Here is a 19,014-nt window from a genome sequence, read left to right as displayed (position 1 = left end):
TCCTTCCCAGAGCGCAATGCGCTCACATGCGTTCGCGCCACCGCTCTACCTATTTGTTTTTGCCGCATTTGTGCGACGTCAGGTGATTCTACCCCCCTGCAAAATGCCCTAGCGATTCATCATGCGGCCTTTGGCGGCCCGGCTGGGTAGCGCGTTTGACGTCCGCAGCGTCTGGTCGCCGTCGAGCGTCTTGGATTGCTTGGTGACAGCCCGCTTTGCCTTGCGGATGCATTCCGGCGAGAGATCGAGCTCGTCGAGCGTGGACTTGGCCACGTCGTGGACCTCCTCCGAGGTCCCCGTGCCCCACTCGCCGGATTTCTTCAGCTGCTCCTTTTTCTTCTTTAGCGCTTCGCCCTTGAGCGGCTTGCCCTTAGCATCGACTGCCCCCGCCTTGCCGATCGCGTCCATGCCCTCGCGTTCCGCTTCATGGATCTTGTCGTGGTTCTTCGGCGATAGACAGATGCAGACACCCTCGCCCAGTGTAGGCGCGCCGGCAACGCGCTTCTTCGGGTCGTCGGCCTGGTCTCTTGTCCCCGTGCGATAGGCCTTGTCGGGCACGATGTGATGTGCCTCGCCGCCTGCCTCGTTGCACTTGTCGGCGATGTCGTCGTAGCTGCCGACCATGCATTCTATGCCGGCGTTAGCCTTCGTTCCCGGCCTGCCCGCGCGGATCATCGGCGGTCCGCCACCCTGCGGGGAGGTGTGGTCGTTCGAGGCAATGTCCGAGAAGCGGTTGACCGGCTCCCCATCCATCTTCACGTCATTGGACCAGGCGTGCGCGTATTCCTTGCCTGTAATCTTCGAAGTTATGATGTTCTTTTTCGGCGCACAGCCCGCCTCGTCTCCGGTGCACTTTGAATAGTAGGATTTGTTCTTTTGGTTGACAGTTTCTCCCCCAATCTTGACCGTGCTCGTACCTTTGTCAGTATCCGAATCCATACCGAACGTCGGGTAGGGCACGGGCACGCCGGGCGGAGTGGCCGGGGTCTGCGGCGGCGTGAAAGCGACATAGGGAAACGCCGCGATCACCTTGTTTGCTTGCGCCTTGCAGGACACCTCCAGCCCGTTCGCGAAAACCGTCATCTATTCTATCTCCGTCTGGTCTTGCCGGTGGTGAACACGGCCGCGCCGCAGGCGCCATCGTCGCCCGAGGCTTCGATCAAAACCGGTTCGCCCGCATCATAACCCTTGCGCGCTGCCGTCATTGCCATTCCCGCCATCATCGGGACTACGGCGGCCCCGACATTGCCGACGCTTTCGGTGGGGCTCCAGAAATCCTGGAAGCCGTGATGGCCCCTGACCAGTCGCAGCGACGCAAGTGCAGACTGTTTGAAGAAATAGCTTTCGCCGATGGCGTCGGATATCCGGTAGCCGATGCGGTTCATCTCCATGCCTGCCTCGGCGAGGGCGGCGCGGTATGCGCTCGTCATGCCATCGCCGCGAAAGGGCAGGTCGGCGTGGTTGTAGATGTAGGCGGTCTCGCGGGCAAGGCCTAGGCCGAGGAGGCGCATGAGACCGCCCCCGCGGCGCGCGCAGAGGGCGGCGGCGGCGGCCTCGCCGGGAATAAAGCCATTTGGATTGTCCAGGGTCAGCAGGCGATTATCCGAGAGGTAGTGCCTAACAGCCCCTGCCGTCAGATAGCTGTCCACACCGGCGATCATCACATAAGGAGCCTCGCCGGCAGTGAGCATCCTTCGCGCCTGCTCGAGGGCGACATGTCCCGAGGGGCGCCCGTGGGCAACGATCCTTGAGCGGCCGTGCGGTGGACATTCCGCGAGCTGCGCAATCCAGTCGAGGAGGCGCGTGCCATCGGGCGCAGGGCGGCCGGGTCGGCCCTCCTCGGCAAGGCAGAGAATGAGCGCGGTCTTGCCGCGGGCTTCAGGCACTGACTCGAAGGCTTCGCAGATGGCACCTGCCGCCAGGTGGGCCATGCGCTTTTCGCCGATCCAGCTGCGTGGCAAAGGCACCGGAGCACCGATCAGCCAATCGCCGCCAGATCCCAGAAAGCGCGTCTCCTGAAAGCCGTCCAGATGGGCCCGCATCGCCGCGCAAGCGGAAGGGGCGTCGAGGCCGACGGCTGTCACCATGCCGATGGAGACGATGTCGATCGGGATGCTCAAACCGCTTCGTCCTCTATTTCTTCTATCCCATTGGCGCGGATGTAGCGTCGTCCCGTCGCACGTGCCCGCAGCATGGATTGCGTCGGCGGCCCAACCCAGCATTCGCTGAAGTCCAGGATTGTCCGGTGGATCCGCTGCGAAACCCGCCACACCAGCGAAAGGCGCCGGTGCTCCAGATCGAACAAGACAGTGTCGGGCAATATCGAGCTCTCGAAGGTTGCCTCAGATCCCCTGAACAGCGTCATTGGCAAGCTGGTGCTGGGGAGACGAAAGCTCTCGCGGCCAGCGGGGGTCAGGTTCACCAGCACCACCTCTTCGCCACCCTTTGGTGAGTTTATCTGCTGATCGGCTGGCGCCATCTGAAAATAGCGCTCGTCGAAATCCGGCGGCAGGAAGGGAAAGATTTTTTCAGTCCAGTTGTCGTCATAGGTTCCGCCATGCTCGACGCGGCCAGGCCAGCCACGTCCATACGGCCCGAAGCTCATTGGCCGGTAGTCGCCGAAAGGCGAGCGGATCTCCTCGCCGATGGCTTGCGTGTTGGGTAATTTCAGTCCGGGAATAAGATGCTGGTTATTCGGCCGCGCCCATCCTGTGCCAACGGGGTTGAGGTGGTAGCTGGCGGGAAGATCGTCATCGGGATCGAGGCGGTCGCTGCCGCCCCAGGCCGTATCGTAGGAGAATGGCTGGCGAAGGAAGGGCAGCGGTGCCGTTGCGGCAAAGAGCGGCCCGCGCGCGCGCCATTCGCGCTCCCCCACCACGTCGAAGGCCTTTGACCAGTCACCAAGCTTGATCCCGACCCGGACACGCTCGGCGGGACGCGCCCCCGGCGCATAGGCGCACCCATTGGCGATTACGTCGCAGAGCGGCTTGCGGAAGGCGAAGTCCGTCTCCCAGAGAGTGGCCGAAAAACCCGGTTTGCCGGTATGACTGTCGGCCATCACCAGCGGCACCTGCTCGGATGATTTGCGCAAAGGACCGCCCGGCGTCTCGGGGAAGTCGAATGTCCCCTTGACGACGATGAGGATGTACTCGTGCCCGGCCTTGTCCATGGCCATCGTGAATTCAGTCGGGAAGCCGGTCTGGTTCCAGATCTGCATCAGCCGGACCTCAGATCTGCGCAAAGGAGTTCGCGGAGGGTCAGTTCGGGTTCGTCCGGATTGACCTCAATCGGTTCGGACCCCCGAACCCAGAACACCATGCGCCGGACCAGGTTGCCCTTGGCCGGGAGCGCTGGAAAGGGAAGCGAGCTTAGGTGGGCGGCGAGGCCGTCGCCGTCGAGTTGACCCGCGCAGGCCGATGTTCCAGCTGCCTCCAGCGCATCGAACCACTCATGAGCAGCAGTCGCAATATCGCTTGCTGCAACCGGAGGTGCCGCAGCAATCGTCAGCGGAAACGGCCGACCCGCACGGTCGGTGCTGGCCATCACAACGCCGGTCATGGGCCCGAAGACCTCGCGCCCGACGAGGAACCGCAGAACGGGGTGCGCCTGCGGTGAATTGTGCGAAAATCGGTGAACCAGATGTCGGCTGATCCAGCGATCCCATGCGCTAACGAACGAGGCCGGTAGGCCGCGCGTGACGAAGTCTCCGGTCGACGGGAGCTTCCCGAAGAATCCCGGCAGGGTCAAAGCCGCGTCGGACACGTAAACCTCGCGAACATTTTCAGGTCATATGGATTAGCAACGCTCGCGGCCCGGAGTTCAAAGTCAGCGTAATGACCTTGAGCTGCAAGCCGCAGCCGGTAGAGTTCCGGAAGTTCGGTCCTGGTCAAGCGGCCGGCACGCAGCATCCGCAGTAGTGCCCAGCTTCCCGTCTCGCTGACCATGACCTCCGGCGAACCGTCGATCGGCTGGAAGGCAAGGGTGATAACGCCGGTTCCGTCCTTTCCTGGCCAAGTCATCGGCTGCGGTCGGGTTGGGTTGTTGTAATAGGAGAGACTCTGTCCATCGACGTTCAGTGTTACGCGGCCAACGGTCGGCGAAAGGTCCTTTGCCTCGAGTGTAAAGGTCAAGATCGGTCCGGCGCCGCCGGGGAAGAGACTGTCACGGATCAGCCGACTCTGCTCCAGAGCCGCCAGAGCCGATGAATCTAGCCGGATGTCGGCGCGCCACTTCCAAGGGTGTCGGGTTACGTCAATATAGCTGACCAGGTGATTGTTTATAAAACTGTCGATCAGTCCTCCGGGACTGAAGATACGGGCGAAGTCGACGACGTTGACATCGATTGCGCTCTCAGGAACGAACGGATAGCGGTTCGTGAGTGCGGCTTGGCAGAAGGGCAGCACGTCGGCGCGCCAGATGGCATTGAGTTCCGAGGTCACCGCCTCCGTTGTGAGACCGCTCGTGTCCCCGGCGATGCCCGCCAGCCAATCGTCGAGCGGGTCGGGCAGGGTCGAGGCCTGCTTTGCGACAGCCCCCGTCAGTTCGGCCAAGCCGCCTTGTCGCTTGATTGCATCTTGGGCATCAGGGCTTGCCGACACGGTCTGCAGCATGTTCGAAAGCGCAGTCAGGGCCGCGATCGCATCGTCGAGTGCTGGAGGTTGGCCGTCGACCTCGGCGATTGCGCCCTTGATCGGCTTGAAATGCTCGGCGACCAATGCGCCCGAGAGATCCACTTCAGACTTAGAGCCCGGAGTGGGCATCAGCTTCACGCCTTTTTTGGCGAGCTTGCCGATCTTGCCAAGCTTCGATAGGAGCTTGGATGCTCCGGCTGGTGCCTTGCCGCCACCGTCGGCTTCGGAACGGGTAAGTTCCGTCTCATGCACGACGGCGTTCAGCAGCCGCTTCATCGAGGAGTCCGCGCTGGAGAGATCCTTGAGATTCTCGCTTGCCGTCTGCAGGTCTCCCAGTTGGGCGAGCCGAACATCGCGTAGGAAGCTGTCCCACTGCGAGATGTAGTCGTCGTAATAGAGCTTAAGAATATCCTGGGCAAGCGAAGCGACCGATGGGCTAGCGCTTTCCGAGCAGCCGCCGGCAAAGACGGAACGATCGAGCGCGGCCTGCGCGGCCACGTCCTCCAGCCTGGCGAGGATCACGTTATGGAAGCCGTCATAGGTGAAGGCCCCGCTGATGCCTACTCTAAAGGTCTTCTCCGAGCGGCGAGCGAGAACCTTCGGTCCGTTCGGGCCGACATGATCCGCGGGGATCCATTCCTTCAGCGCCCTAACCTCCGAATCGGAGAGCAGTGCGTTATAGGCGCGCACTGGCAGTGGAATCGAGCAGATACTGCGCAATGCTTCGCCTACCAGCGCCTCATCGGGAGAGATCAGACTTTGATCCGCAGCCATATTGGCGATCGCGGCGAGTTGATGATCGGCAGCCATCTCGGTCCGGAATGGCGGCACGGGCGCGAATTCAGGCAATCGGTCCGTCCACCACTGCTCGGCGAATTCGGAGTCCATCGGCGATAGCCCGGTCATCATGCGATACGTCTTAAGTGCGCCGAGCTGGAATTCCGGGTCGCGGATCTGGCGCCACATCGTTGCCTCGAGCAGCGCAACCATTCGCGGTTCCAGTATATTGCGTAAAGTGCGGTGATAGGCGTCAGCCTGAGCCTGCCTGATCTCGGTTGCGGCGGAAGGGCCGATCAAGGCCGCAACTCCAGCCGGCGGCTCGCTACGGGCATTCGAAACCTCGGTGACAGCCTCGAGCGCCATGTCGAGATCGAGCGGTTCAAGTGGCGCCTGACGTGCAGCAACCGGGGTGAGCGGGAGTTGCAAAGCCTCGAGCTGTTCTGCTTGGGCAGCAAGAGCCGCGTAATTCTTTCGATAGGAGATCGTGAAGATCAGACCGGCGACGAGCACCAATCCGGCTGCGGCTACAACGGCGCCGCGCCATATCCAGATACGCCGTTCTTCTGCGGCGGGATCGAAAGTCCCGAGCCCCGCTTCCTTGAAGATTACTTTCGAAAGCAATTCCTTGAGGAAAAAGCTGCGCTTCTCGGTATGCGGAATGGGGGATACCGGCTGTGCCGGCAGGCCGAAGGAGGATGCGAGAGCGGCCGTCAGCCGATCGATTGCCGTACCTTCCTGCGTTGCGGAGGTAAGATAGATACCGCGCAACCAGGCGCTTTCCGCGTAGCGGCTTTCACCGAACACGGTTTCGACTAGAACACGAACCGGCTCGGAAAGGGTCTCGACCTGAGCGGGGAAACGGAATATCTCCGCCCGGGCGGCAAGGTTCTCCTCGTCTTCGAGACGCGGAATGAGGCGCCGTTCCAGTACACCGGTCAGCGCCGCGAATTCCCGTGAGACGTCACTGCCGTCGATGCGTGCCCCAGGCGGGAAGGTTGCTCCCCACACCTGCTCGCGATCGGCGGTCGAGAGCCCCCCGAAGAGGGTCTCGAAGCCCTTTATCAGATCCGCCTTGGTCAGCATCAGATAGACTGGCAAGCGGATCTTCAGGTGTTCCTGAAGCTCGGTCAGTCGTTTGCGGATTTGGCGGCCATGTGCGCGGATGGCCGCATCGCCTTCCGAAAGCGTCTCGACAGAGAGCGCCACGATTACGCCGTTCAAGGCGCGACGGCCCCGGTGCTTCTTCAGAAGATCGAGGAAGCCCAGCCATTCGGCTGCGTCGACCTCGGGCTGGCTCTCCTGTTGAACGTAGCGCCCGGCGGTATCGATCAGTACGGCCTCTTCCGAGAAGAACCAGTCGCAGTTGCGGGTCCCGCCGACCCCGTGCAAATCGTCGGTGAGGTCGATAGGGAAACTCAGTCCCGACTGCCGCAACGCAGTGGTCTTGCCGGTCGCCGGCGGGCCTATAATCACGTACCAGGGCATTTCCCTCAGAAACTTCCGACCCCCCACTTTGCGACGCTTCAGTTCGCTCATCACCTCCCGAAATTTTGCGCCCACGGCGGCAATGCCATCTTCTGCCGGACTCGGTGGCGCTTCCGGTTGAGCCGCGATTTCCGATACGAAGATACGATTGGCACGGATTGCCCGGCGCTGAGCCGCGATCCACCAGATGAGAAACAGAAGGAGCAGAACGCCGATCACGATCAGCCGCAACATCTCCGATGCCAACGGAGCGCTCTCTCCGACACTGACGATCGGGCCGAATATCCAGATGATCAGTGACAGCAGGATCAGGCCGATGAAAGTCCAGAGCCAGCGCGAGGTAAGGACGGCCCAGAGAAATCGGAAGAACTTCATCTCAGAGCCTCTTTGTGATTAGAAGCTCGATCCTGCGATTGGCGGCTCGACCTTCGCGCGTATCGTTCTTGGCCAGGGGTTGCGTCGCCGCACGTCCTTCCGAGCGCAGGCTTTCGGCCGGCACGCCGCTGGCGACCAGCAAAGCGGCAATCGTCGCGGCGCGGGCTTCGGACAGGCGCTGGTTGTTTGCCAAGGGATTGGTAGCCTGCAGTGGAACATTGTCGGTGTGGCCGACGATCGTGACACTTCCGATCAGTTCAGCATTGTCCTTGAGAACAGCGGCAATTGAGGCGACGAGCGGTTCGAAGCTTTTCGTCAATTCGGCCCGGGCAGACTGAAAAAGCTCCGGATTGCTGGATTGAAGCAGGAGTGTGACCGAAGAGGCGGTTTCATTTCCCTTCAAGGCAGGCCGCAGCGCTGCGGGCGCCGCGGTCCGAAACTCGGGCAAGAGCTCGAAGAGGACCGGTTGCACAGGTGGCGCATCCGGCGCTGGCGTGCGCTTGTTCGGTCGGTAGATTTCGGCCCGTTCGGGCGGCGGCAACGCCCGAACGAGGGTCGCCAGTTCCTCCGCCTTCGCACCCAGCCGCATCGATAGCGGTACGTAAAATGCAGTCGCTAGCATCACCGCCACGACTGCGAGCACCCAGATCGGAATGGCAAAGCGGGACGGTTCGTCGGCTGCCATGACGCCCTCCCACCGGGGCGAGAGCTTCGAATTCTCGCCGTCCGCGTCTCGCAGGAAGCGGGCAGCTGCGGCGCGCACGGCGTTCAAAGAACGATCGCCTGCACGGCCCGGAACGCGATATTTGCCCCGGAAGCCGAGCGCCAGGCAGAAGTAGTGCAGCTCGAGCAGTTCACGGTCGCGGCCGGGATGGCGTTCCAGCTCCTCCAACCGGGCGAAGAACTGTGCGCCCGCATCCACGTCGCCGCGAAGCATGACGACGAGAGGCTGGCGCGGCCACGCGCTGGAGCCTCCCCAGGGCGTGTTGAGCGCCAGGTCATCGAGAAGTGAGGCGACGGCCCAGGCGGCCGCGTCTGCCCGTGCGAGGGTCGCTCCGGAGGCCACGGCGGCATCGCGCGCCGTGACCAGCTCCTCCATCAGCCTTGTTCTGAGCGCTTCGGGGTTGCCCGGCGGTAAGGCATTCTCAAGCTCCGGCGCAAACTCCAGCAGCATGGCGAAGGCATTGATCAGCGTGTTGGGATGGTATCGCGCGCGCCTCGTCAAGGGGCCGGTCGGGATTGTCCGTATCGCCCCCGGCGGCGGACGGATACGCGTGCGGCCCTGATCTTCCGAAAGGCCGAATGGGTCCTCACTTGCCATGGCGCTACCTGCTGACCGAATAGCAGTCTACTTGCGGCTCGCTGGGCAAAATACCGGAGACGCCAATCACGAAGCCGGGCGAGCGCAGAAGTGATTCCCAATGCTCGCTGCGCTGATCCAGCTCCAGGCAGAGTCGGTCCCCGTCATATGGGATTTCCCGCGGCTGCGAGTGAAGGGGCTTGAGGCGTATGCCAGGGAGTCGAGACTTCCACAGCGCCTCGAATTCGTCCGCGGCACCGACGGTCACCTGGTCGACAAAGATCTTGCGGAGCGCTTCCTCGGAGACATCGCATCCGACGCGTATAACGATGCGGCTCGTCGTCAGCAGTTCGGGGTTGTCGATGCGTACCTTCCATACATTGGTCGCATGCTTCACGACGGGCAGCGCCCGCGACTTCGGCTCGACATAACGCAAACTCAAAATAAGAGACCGCAAGGTGTCTGCCAGCGCGGCAAAGGCGGGGCCAGGCGCCATATGCTCGTAAGTTGGAAGCTCCGTCAGTCGCCTTGAACCTGATCCGTAGGTCGCCATTCGTCCAGCCAGGCCGCTGAGCTCGAGAAAAAGCTCGGCTGGATGAAAGACCTCCTGTGGAAGCATGTGCGCCAATCGGGGTCGAGCCGTGTTGGCGAGATCGAGCACTAGCAGATTTTCCACGCTGCGGCCGGCGCCGCCGAGCACCATCTTTCCATGCGCTTCCGCGATGCGGTCGAGGCCGGTAATTACCTCCTGCAGGAGCTTGCCGTAAAAGGGCACAGCACCGGTCGTCAGCGCCGGCGGCAGGAAGTTTTCAGCGACCGCAACGCTTCCATCGGCGAGCAGTCCGTTGACGCTCGTCACAGGCATTGCCGTGTAGCCGCCCGCCGCCTGAGCCGGCGATAGAAGCAGGGCTTGCGGTCGGGCGATCTCGATCTCTTCAGGATCGGCGCCGCCATGGACGGCGTCGCGGATCCACTCGATCCGCCCCCGATATCGCGCTCCTGTCGGTTCCCGGTGAGCAGGATCGAAGCTCGCTTCGCCAAGAGGCTCCACCGGCAGAGCGAGCTGCACCGCACCGGCGCCCATGTCGCGCGTTATTGCAAGCGGTGTGGGGGCGTCCATCGTTTCAGGTATCGCGAACGGGGTGCCGTCCGGAAAAATGCCCCGCGCCGACGCCACGGCGACCCGTCCGGCTTCGAGTTGTGCGGCATCGAGCGTGAGAGATGCGAAGCCGAAGGTCTGGAGCCGACCGGCTTGCAGCGCGCCTCGCATCAAGCCTTCGGTATAACGATCCTGCTGCTGAAAATGCTGCGTGCGGAGGAAGAGTCCCTCCAGCCATACCACCTTGTTCGCGTCCGTCATGCTGAACGCCCTCCATTCAGGCGAGCGCGAGCGTCATACCGCCGCGGTTGAGGATTACTTTCGCCGTCACACTCGATTCGGGTTTGATCGGGGCGGTCCTTCGCCAGGTGCGACCACCAGGTTCTCGGAACAGAGCGACAACACCGAGGTAGGTGGCGTCGGTGGGAAACGCGACCGTCTTTGAGGCGGTCTTGCCGGGGGCAATCGTCAGTTGATCAGACCCGACAAGGTCTGCGCCGAGTGCGGTAGCCGGATCTTGCAGAGCAAAGCTATCCGCAGCGTTGAATTTTCCAACATCCTTGAGCCTGAGGATCAAGAGGGTGACTGGACGCTCTCCGCCGTCGGCGGCAAGATTCATGCCCGCCTGTCCCACCGCCGCAACGGTCACGGTTGAGGATTTCGGCGGACCACTCATGCAGCCCGAAATCAGGCCTGTCGCGCCCATCACCATGAGAAAGTCGCGTCGATGCAGCATCAGTCGTTCTCCCTCTCTTCATAACCATCCCGAAAGTCGCTACCGATCTCGCCGAGGAAGCGCGTTGTCGCGCTCTTGGCAATTTCTCGATAGCGGTTCTCATAAAGCTCCCAGAGTTTCGCCCGCCGTCCACCGGCGAGCAGGGCGTCCAGCGCTGAGCGCGATTTCAGCTCGCCCTCGAGCGCCGCCGGATCGAAGCGCTCGATCATTCTCGCAAGCGCCGCCTGGACGCCGCGCCATGTTCTCACATGATGGTGGGCGAGGTCGCGGATGGAACCGCTGATCGCTGCCTGAGGAGGAAGAAAGCCCACGCTGCGCTGGGCCAGAAAAGTCGCAATAACGTCGTCCACCGTGGGCAGGAATTTGAGAGGGTTGACATCGGATGCTCCGACGACGGTCTGAACGACCCTTGCCTCGTTCTTTTCCTCGGCACGCTTGCGCAGGAGATGCATCAGTCCTTCAAGCATCATCCGATACTCTCGGCCGAAATTCTCCATCTGGGCGGCCGGGTCGGAGGCCGGAAACTCTTCGGCGCTCAGCCCCAGCCCGCGCAGGAAGGCTTCCCGCAGTTCGAGCTCGGAGGGAGCCGCCACCGTCGGGGCCGGCTTCGCATGCTGCTCCGGCACGGGTGTCGCCGCGGCCTGGGTTTCAAAGACGGCCGGCTGCGGTGGTGGGCTCGACCATGGAAAATCCCAGGACTGCTCGTGTTGGCCCGATGCCGATACAGGATCAAGGCTGAATGGATCGTCAAACATCGGTGGGCGTTTTACTGCATGACTTTCGTGTGGCGTTTCGGCGGGTTGTTCGAATGGATCCGGCAAGCCGGTCGGCCGTTGGGGAGGTGGCGGCGGCTCGCTGCGCTCGGAGAAGAACGTGTCCTTCTCAAAGCCTATGGGCGGCGACGCCGTCTGTTCAGGAACCCGCTCCACAGGAGTGGCTTGAACGTCGACGCGGATGACATAATTGCCGAGTTGCAGCCGTGCCCCATCATGCAGTGCGGCGGAATTCCCCGCCCCGAGCGGTGTTCGCGAGCCGTCGATGAACAGCCCGCCGCTTGAGGTGTCGGTCACGAGATACTGACCGCGAACGCATTTGATCGTGCAATGAGCCCTCGAGACATACATGTCGGGATCATCCAGCCGCCAATCGGCCTCCGCGCTGCGTCCAATGACAAGCTCGCCCTCGACGAGGCTCATCTGGCGAACGGCTTGCAGCTGGGGCGATTGCTCGAGAGTAAGGATCAGCATTCGGCAGCCTCCAGCATTCCGGGCCGCCAGCCATTGACCGTGCGCATGCATAGATCTTCTGCGTCACTGCGATCTTTCCGTGGAGCGACCCACGCCGTGTGCCCGATCCGCGCTTCTCCCAATCGTGCCGGAGGAACCTCGTCTCGCTTGAGCACGAGCCTGACGTCGACGTCGAGCCCGTATCCCACCAGGTCCCCGATCGCCGTTTTCAAAGTTTCGCGCCGTTCGGTGCCGGGGAGGAAGGCGATGTAGTCGGCAAGCGTCAGCGGCCCCAGGCAAAGTTCTATTCTCTGCTGGCGTTGGAAGATGCGCGGGCCGATTGTGGCACTTCGGCCAAGTCGAACATGGGCGTCGGCAAGTCGGGACTGAAGCCGCGCCGGTATCGTGCTCCAGGTGCCGACAAATTCCCGAAGGCGAACCGGGACCTTTAAGAGATCGACAAGAAATCGAGTGAGTCTCTCGGGCCCTTCTATTTGATTGGCGAGCGCAGGCGCATGACGCAGCTTGGTTTGATCAATCACGGAAGGCTCACTGTGTCCTTGTCCACTGAGGCCAAGACCTGCCAATGCCGCCCGTAGTGCGCGAATGCGCCCGCCGCCCGGACGCCCGACCTGCACGGCCGGATGAGCGTCCGCCCACGCGCGGTAAAAGAGCGCAATCATTCGATGCTGGAGAACATTCACAAAGTCGAGAAAGGTCGTATCGCTGATCTCACGCATGTCGGCCGTTGCGAACCAGCGCTGCGAAAGACGATCCAGTACCCAACGCGTCAAGTAGAGGGGCATCGGACCTTCTGGTCCGAGTAACCCGATATTTGTCACTGTAACCCGGGCTGGCGCCTTTTCGGTTGCCATTTCAACGTTTGTGACGTCCTGTACCGCGAAGCCGAGCCGCACATGCTGTCCAAGCCGTGCTGGCTCCCGATCCGGTCGGCCGGCTTGGCCGAAGAACCTTCCGCCCTCTTCCAGGCGCCTGAGGAGCTCGAAAAAGTCGAACTCCGTCGGGAGCGGCTTGGCGTCCTTACTCAGATCAGGTTGCGATTGCCCGGCGTCATTGGCCATGGCACATCCTCCTGCTTCTGGATCACTCGCGCGCGGGTTCGCACGAACGCATTGATAGATGCATAGCGGGAAAAAAGCTTTGACAGCAGGCCGGAGAGTAACAACGCGCTGTGCCCGGCAAGCACAGTCTGATCGATATGAAGCGTAATCTCGGTGCCTCGCCCGAAGCACATCGGACCCGGAATGGGGAGGCGTTCGATCACAGAGCGCGACTCCACTCGTGCAATCGCGCGTACATGCCGGCTGAGGCTCGGATCTCCGCGGTGCGCGTAAAGCTCAAGTATGGCGTGAAGCGGGTCCACCCCGCGGCCTTCCTCTGCCAGGCTGAGAAAATTGAGCGAGAGCTGCGCCACAAGCCTCCAGGCTAGTTCATCAGCTCGTGTGGCATCCACAGCTCCGGCCGGAAGCGCGGCCGGAATGGAAGGCACCGGCGGGCGCACTGCTCCGAGAAGCCGGATACTCTCGACCGGATCGCCGCTTTCGAGGGAGAGCGACGGTGTGTCGTCCAAGATAGGCAGGTCACGATTTGTGCAGAGCGCCGTTACCTCGATTCGTTTCGGTGGCCGCGCCGCCTTCGCGTGGGACGGACGCGAAAGCGTCACGAAGACATCGTCACCACTATAGGAGGTTCGGGTTTGTCCCTGGCGCAGCTCGTCCTCGTTCGGTCGCCGCGGGCGGCGTTCCGTAAAATACACAAAGCCGCTTCCACGATTCTGGCCCAAGCTGAAGAGCGCCGAGATCTCGGCGTCCGGCCCACCGACGTCAGCATCTTCGACATGGACTGGGCGGTAGATTTCGAAATCGCTTGGACGGGTCCGATCGACATGGAGCACCTGTCGTGTGCGCCTCGGATCGAGTTCGATGACGTTACAGTTGCGTTCGAACAAATTGATGATTGGCGTTGCGAAAAGCTCGAGATCAGTTGTCGCCATATTAGCGAGCTCGGGGGCGGGACGCCGCAGGAGAAACACCAGTTCAAGCAAAGCCCCACAGCGACGAACGACCGGTTGCAGCCTTCTCACCCGCACATAGTGGAATCTCTCTGGCGCGACGAAGTATTCGCGCAGAAGCCTGTAGCCCTCGAAAGTTTCGCGCGTGCGCGGCAAAAGCGCCTCGTCGTCCGAGATTCCGACCATCTCCGGTTCGGCGAGTGCGCTCAGCGGATTATCACGGCCTTCCGGGCGAGCGCCGGTGGCACAACAGGCACCGAAGATCGTATCGAAAAGCGAGGGTGCCTTGCTCTTTTCAGCGAAATAGAGATCGAGGTGATCGAGCGACAAATCGCTGAGTCTGCCTTTGCCGGTTCGACTGAAAACGATGCTCAACGCGGCCACGCCGGATTGTCCGCCGATCGGGCCTATTCCGGCCGCCGCGAGGGCGCTTCGATCCTGGATGTAGGTGGCCGAGCTTATCGTGAGCGGCCAGAGAACCACGTCCTGTGCTGTGGTGTAAATGCATCGTGTCGAAATTCCGGGCCGGGCACTCGAAATCAGCCGTGTCCCTCGCTTTACGAGGTGCCCCGCAGCCATTGTTTGGACCTGCTGGCCGGGCTTCAGCAAAGCCATACCGATTGCCGGCGCGGGGCAGACGAGATCGGGATAGAAATTCTCGAGCACGCTTCGGGAGAAACGTGCGCTCTCGGCATCCACTTTCTGGCGGGTGCGAGCGGCAAGATAGGCCACACCGTCGAGCAGGCGTTCGACATAGGGATCGGGACAGGGGACCGTATCGAGGGAAAGATTGCGGGCGATCGAGGGATGCATGTCCGCAAACTCTGCGGCGAGCGCGCGGATATGTGTGAGTTCTTCCTCATAATATTCCAGGAAGACTCGATCCATGTCAGGTGTCCTTGATCTCGGTGCGTGCCGAACCGTTGTCGAGATCGAGAACGGTTCGAAGCCGTAGCCGCTCTGGCGCCGGCGCGGTGAGCAGCAGCGCATCAATGTCGATCCTGAGACCGGTGGCCCTGTCGCCGAGACTGACAGTCACCTTTGTTGCGCTTTCTTTTAGCCGAGGCTCAAATGCCGCAAGCACGCTTCTGATTTCCTTGGCCAGTTCGTCGCGGTCAAAGTCGCGAGACGAGCGGCCGGAGAAGGGCGGCACACCATAATTGATTACGCTGCGGCGAACCTCCGGAAAATCCTCGAGCGAGGGAGGGTTGTCACCAGCCTGATCGACCTCGAAGTCAGTCAAGAGTGGCGAGGATTCGAACCGTTGGGCATTAAAGAGCGCCTCGATGTCTCGCCGAACTGCTTCACGCAACACATCGCTCGAAACGACGACGCCGCGGCTTTCAAGTTCTGCCCGGCGCCGATCCAGCGAGACCAGGCGGTGCAGGTTCTTTTTTTGCTCGACGCTCAAATCTGTAGCTGCGTCGATTTGGCGAATACCCCCGGCAATCAACGCATCGAGCCGTTCGCCATTTAATTCGTTCTGCAAAGCCTGCCGAAGCTGCTTGATTTCCGAGCTCAGCCCCGGCAGGTCATTGACCAGCCGATCCCACAAGGATGGCTGGATTGCCTCGCGCGTCGCCCGCAGGTTCCCCCCGGGCGGTCTCGCTTCCCTTCCAAATCCTTTCTTTTGCCAGCTTTCACTTGCCGACATAGACATCCATCTCGACCTCGTCCTTATCGTCGTAGTTGAAATTGATGTTCTTGTAAGCGAAGCCGACCCGCTCTTCGATGAGGTCTGGCTCTTCCTCGCTCGGCTTCATGACATAGCTGGTCACCGACGCGTCTTTTAAGGTTATGACCAGGTAGTCGCTTGTCTCGCCTTCGATCGTTCTTCTCGCTGAAAACTTGACTTCGTCGAGGAGCGTGTTGTCGAAGAGAGCCTTTTTCAGATACGGCGAGGATTTGTCGTAGTGTTTGATGAAATTCACCATGCCCAGGCTGACGCGGCCCCTCCTCGACAACGAATTGGGATCGAAGGGAGCCTGCATTTCAAACTCTACGCCGTGCACTTCAATCTCTTCTTCGTGGCCATCGCGGATGCTCGGTCCGGTAATGTCGGGGACCTTTAGAAATCCATCAATTTTCATGAATAACCTCCATCAGCTCTCTGGTGTTTTCACGACTTCATAGACGGCAGCTCCGAAACGAGCCGGAGCGAAGCATTGATGCCTTCCAACTGATAATGTGGCCGGAGATAGAACCGGGCGTTGTACCAGCCCGGCCGGCCTTCTACGCTGTCAACCTGGACTTCGGCTGCCGCGAGTGGCCTCTTTGCTCGAGCCTTTTCGTCGGCGAAGGCAGGATTGGCGAGAACGTAGCGATTGATCCACTCCGACAACCAGATTTGCATGTCGGCGCGTTCCTTGAATGAGCCGATCTTGTCCCTGGCGATTGCCTTCAGGTAATGGGCAAACCGGGAAACCGGGAACAGATAAGGCAGGTTCGCGCTCAACCTTTCATTGGCCTGAGCGTCCGGATCGACCAGCCGGCCCGCTCGCGTCTCATCGTCCTGCAGCGAATGGGCTCCGATGAAGGCGGCTATATCGGTGTTCTTGCGATGCAGGATCGGCATCAGCCCGAGCTTGGCGAGCTCGGCCTCGCGCCGATCGTCGATTGCGACCTCTGTCGGGCACTTCATCGCTACCGTGCCGTCATCGGTGGGAAACGTATGGACCGGAAGATTGATGACGGCGCCTCCGTTTTCGACACCCCGAATTTGGGTCCCCCAGCCGAAGAGCTTATGGCTGCGGTTTATGTTCACTCCCATCGGGAAGGCCGCGTTCATCCAGACATATCGGTGATGGTCGCCCTGAACCTCTTCTTCGAAGGCAAAACCCTTCACGGGGACCGTTTCTGCTCCATAAGGCAGTCTCGCCAGCACTCGGGGCATGGTCAGTCCGATATACCGAGAGTCCTCGCTCTCGCGCAGTGACTGCCATGATGCATAGGCTGGAGACGACACGATTTGTTGCAGGTCCTGCGGGTTCGGCAGTTCCTGCCAACTTTCCATACGAAACAGACGCGGGGAGGCGGCCGCTATGAAGGGAGTGTGTGCCGATGCGCAGATCCCCGACATGTTGCGAAGAAGGGCGACATCCTTCGGGTGATTTGAGAACTCGTAGGCGCCAATCAGACATCCGTACGGGTTGCCACCGAGCATCGAGTATTCGTCGGTATAGACTTTCTTGAAGATGGGACTTTGATCCCACATCTGCCCTTCGTAGTCCTCAAGGGTATCCGCCAGTTCCTCCTTCGAAATGTTCATGACGCGGATCTTCAACTTCTGATCCGTCTCGGTGTTGTTGACGAGGTACCACAACCCGCGCCACGTACCTTCCATCTGGAGCACTTCGGGCGCGTGGAGGATCTGGTTGACCTGCTCGGTCAGAAGCTTGTCGATGCCGGAGATCAAGGACTTGATTGACTTGATTGCATTCGACGAGATGACAGCCGAATCCGAGCGGGACCGCGCGGCAAGCGCGAGATTTCGAACGAGGGCCTGAAGCTTCTCGCTGTCATCCTTCTTGACCTTGAAGTCCTTCTCTAGAAGCTCGCTGAATTCCCCGAGGTCGACTCCCTCCGCTTCCGCAACACCAGCAGCGGCGGCTTTTTCCTGTTCGGCCATGGCTCAGACCTCCGACTTGCTGCTATCTTCGATCGCCTGGTCAGCGATCTTTCCTAAGAGTGGCTCATTGTTCAAAAGTTGTGCGATGCGTTTTTCCGCGTCGATGCGGCCATCCATGAAGCCGAGCAGTTCCTCGAGCTGGCGGCGCATCCTCAACAGTTCGGCAAGCTGCGGAACTTGTTCGGCAACACGATCCGGCGTGAAATCGGCCATGCTTGTAAAGGTCAGGTCTACCGCAAGCTCTTCATCGCGTTCTTCGCCGGGAGGCTGGGGAAGAGTGTTCTTCACTCGCGCTTTGACGCGCGGGCTGAGGGCTTCCATGAAACGGCCGAACCGGTTTGCGTCCGTCTCGACAAAAGCGCGATCCCGTATGGATTTGCGCGCCTCTGGCGTCTCTGAGGCGCCGGCGAGATCGGCCATCACGCCCATCACAAATGGCAATTCGATCGTTGTCGGGCTGCCGTATGTTTCCACCTCATAGGCGATCTGGACGCGAGGCGCCCGGTTCCGTTCAATTACCTTCGCCTTAGTTTCGCTCATAGGTCACCTTTCGTCCCGAGATTTCTTGTTTTCTGGCACACCGGCCAGGAGCCGGAACTCTTTCAGACCGGAGGGCGCCAAGTCCTCCATCAGTTCCAGAAAATTCATCGGCACCATGCGTTTGATCCTGCGTGCCAGATGAGGAATGGGGCTCGACGGCTCGGTGCGGTCGTAGAAGTCAATCACGAGGTCGATGCACCTTGTGACCTCCTCGCGCGAGGCAAGTCGCGACGGAAAGACTGCCGCAGTTCCGGTGTAGGTCGATTCCGCGCCGGAGCCCGTTTGAGCAGGTGACTTGTCAAGAACGGCGATTTCCGCGCTTGCGACCTCCTGCTGCGCGGCGGGTTGCGCCCGCTCGAGCGTCGAAATCACGCGTAGAAGGAACCGACCCAAATCCGACAATGTAAAGCGCACATCCCCGCCCATCTGCCGGTTAAGCGATGTTTCGAGTTCTCCCAACGCAGCGGCCGCAGCACGTGCATTGGCGATAAGCTCGGCCGCTTTCTCCGAGGATTGCTCCGCAAATGCCGCGCAGCCTATTCTCATACGATCCAACAGGCGGTCATGCTCGCTTACAATTAATGATTTCTCAGCCTCGCTCAGTCCCGGTGCAGCCTCGGCAAGAGCCGTTCGGGTGTCGATCGATCCGCGCTCTAAATCCCGGCCGGTAAATGGGCCAACACCATGGGGCGCAAAAAAGGTCATCCTCCGAAGGTCGCCCAACAACCCATCCTTGTCGTTTTGAAGCTGGAGAAGCGCGTTGGTCCGACGCAGCGCCGCATCCCGAGGAGTTGAGTCTGGCCGAAGTTCTGGATGCATCGTTTCCCAATGCAGGTCGAAGGTCCGGGCGATCAGGCCAAGTCCCGAGGACAGGCCGGCAAAACCCTGTTCATTTGCAAGGGCGCGAGTGACGATCACCAGGAGCCGCAGATCCCGCCCGTGCTGACGCAGCTCCTCCGATTTCCGAAGGACGCTTGTCCAGTCGACAGGCACTTCGGCCCTTGCCACCGGGTTGTTCCGTTCGTCTCGGCTGATCTCGATTTGAGGTTGCATGAGGCGTTCCAGCTCGTGGAATCGCCCATCATTCCGCAAGCTTTCGCCAGAGGGGTTATTGCCATTCAGTGGACTTAGCCAGAGAGCGGAGTCGAACAACAGATCCCCCCGTTACCAACTAATGTTCTC

16 protein-coding genes are annotated in these 19,014 nt (G+C 61.0%); all 16 read right to left on the bottom strand.

Features of this window, described 5'->3' with window-relative positions; genetic code table 11:
• Positions 1–108 precede the first annotated feature (108 nt).
• The 16 genes from ATC00_RS19825 to ATC00_RS19750 are packed head-to-tail and all read right to left on the bottom strand — an operon-like array spanning position 109 to position 18,984.
• The gene (locus tag ATC00_RS19825) at positions 109–1,083 is read right to left on the bottom strand and encodes a PAAR-like domain-containing protein (RefSeq protein WP_037382670.1); all 975 of its coding nucleotides are present in this window, start codon (positions 1,081–1,083) and stop codon (positions 109–111) included.
• Between the two features lie 5 nt (positions 1,084–1,088).
• Entirely contained in the window at positions 1,089–2,120 is a 1,032-nt protein-coding gene (locus ATC00_RS19820) for a 3-oxoacyl-ACP synthase (protein ID WP_064254064.1), read from the bottom strand.
• The gene (locus ATC00_RS19815; protein WP_064254063.1) at positions 2,117–3,217 is read right to left on the bottom strand and encodes a DUF2169 family type VI secretion system accessory protein; all 1,101 of its coding nucleotides are present in this window, start codon (positions 3,215–3,217) and stop codon (positions 2,117–2,119) included. The genes ATC00_RS19820 and ATC00_RS19815 overlap by 4 nt, the downstream gene beginning before the upstream one ends.
• Positions 3,217–3,762 carry a type VI secretion system-associated protein TagF gene (gene tagF / locus ATC00_RS19810; protein WP_064254062.1) on the bottom strand — a complete coding sequence of 182 codons (546 nt, stop codon included), beginning with the start codon at positions 3,760–3,762 and terminating at the stop codon, positions 3,217–3,219. Before tagF ends, ATC00_RS19815 begins: the two co-directional genes overlap by 1 nt.
• A complete protein-coding gene (tssM, locus tag ATC00_RS19805; RefSeq protein WP_064254061.1) occupies positions 3,744–7,271 on the bottom strand; it encodes a type VI secretion system membrane subunit TssM in 3,528 nt (1,175 codons plus the stop codon). The genes tagF and tssM overlap by 19 nt, the downstream gene beginning before the upstream one ends.
• A 1-nt stretch (position 7,272) precedes the next feature.
• On the bottom strand, positions 7,273–8,592 hold the full coding sequence (gene icmH / locus ATC00_RS19800; protein WP_064254060.1) for a type IVB secretion system protein IcmH/DotU: 1,320 nt from the start codon (positions 8,590–8,592) through the stop codon (positions 7,273–7,275).
• 4 nt (positions 8,593–8,596) lie between these two features.
• Positions 8,597–9,931 carry a type VI secretion system baseplate subunit TssK gene (gene tssK, locus ATC00_RS19795; protein WP_064254059.1) on the bottom strand — a complete coding sequence of 445 codons (1,335 nt, stop codon included), beginning with the start codon at positions 9,929–9,931 and terminating at the stop codon, positions 8,597–8,599.
• A gap of 16 nt (positions 9,932–9,947) precedes the next feature.
• Positions 9,948–10,406: a type VI secretion system lipoprotein TssJ gene (tssJ, locus tag ATC00_RS19790; RefSeq protein ID WP_037382678.1), complete on the bottom strand. Its 459-nt coding sequence runs from the start codon at positions 10,404–10,406 to the stop codon at positions 9,948–9,950.
• On the bottom strand, positions 10,406–11,653 hold the full coding sequence (tagH, locus tag ATC00_RS19785) for a type VI secretion system-associated FHA domain protein TagH (RefSeq protein ID WP_064254058.1): 1,248 nt from the start codon (positions 11,651–11,653) through the stop codon (positions 10,406–10,408). The genes tssJ and tagH overlap by 1 nt, the downstream gene beginning before the upstream one ends.
• On the bottom strand, positions 11,647–12,714 hold the full coding sequence (gene tssG, locus ATC00_RS19780; RefSeq protein ID WP_064254057.1) for a type VI secretion system baseplate subunit TssG: 1,068 nt from the start codon (positions 12,712–12,714) through the stop codon (positions 11,647–11,649). Before tssG ends, tagH begins: the two co-directional genes overlap by 7 nt.
• Positions 12,678–14,552 (bottom strand): type VI secretion system baseplate subunit TssF, encoded by a 1,875-nt coding sequence (gene tssF, locus ATC00_RS19775; RefSeq protein ID WP_037382683.1) that lies wholly within the window; start codon positions 14,550–14,552, stop codon positions 12,678–12,680. The genes tssG and tssF overlap by 37 nt, the downstream gene beginning before the upstream one ends.
• Before the next feature lies 1 nt (position 14,553).
• A complete protein-coding gene (tssE, locus tag ATC00_RS19770; protein WP_037382685.1) occupies positions 14,554–15,318 on the bottom strand; it encodes a type VI secretion system baseplate subunit TssE in 765 nt (254 codons plus the stop codon).
• Complete coding sequence (locus ATC00_RS19765) at positions 15,305–15,754, bottom strand: Hcp family type VI secretion system effector (RefSeq protein ID WP_037382687.1); 450 nt, start codon at positions 15,752–15,754, stop codon at positions 15,305–15,307. Before ATC00_RS19765 ends, tssE begins: the two co-directional genes overlap by 14 nt.
• A 29-nt stretch (positions 15,755–15,783) precedes the next feature.
• Positions 15,784–17,292: a type VI secretion system contractile sheath large subunit gene (tssC, locus tag ATC00_RS19760; protein ID WP_037382689.1), complete on the bottom strand. Its 1,509-nt coding sequence runs from the start codon at positions 17,290–17,292 to the stop codon at positions 15,784–15,786.
• 3 nt (positions 17,293–17,295) lie between these two features.
• Complete coding sequence (tssB, locus tag ATC00_RS19755; protein WP_037382691.1) at positions 17,296–17,832, bottom strand: type VI secretion system contractile sheath small subunit; 537 nt, start codon at positions 17,830–17,832, stop codon at positions 17,296–17,298.
• A gap of 3 nt (positions 17,833–17,835) precedes the next feature.
• Complete coding sequence (locus ATC00_RS19750) at positions 17,836–18,984, bottom strand: type VI secretion system protein TssA (protein ID WP_064254056.1); 1,149 nt, start codon at positions 18,982–18,984, stop codon at positions 17,836–17,838.
• Positions 18,985–19,014: the final 30 nt, after the last annotated feature.

The organism is Sinorhizobium americanum, from assembly GCF_001651855.1.
GTDB classification, from domain to species: Bacteria; Pseudomonadota; Alphaproteobacteria; order Rhizobiales; family Rhizobiaceae; genus Sinorhizobium; species Sinorhizobium americanum.
The sequence above is the reverse complement of the archived record's forward strand: the minus strand, read 5'-3'. Positions and strand labels throughout refer to the sequence as shown.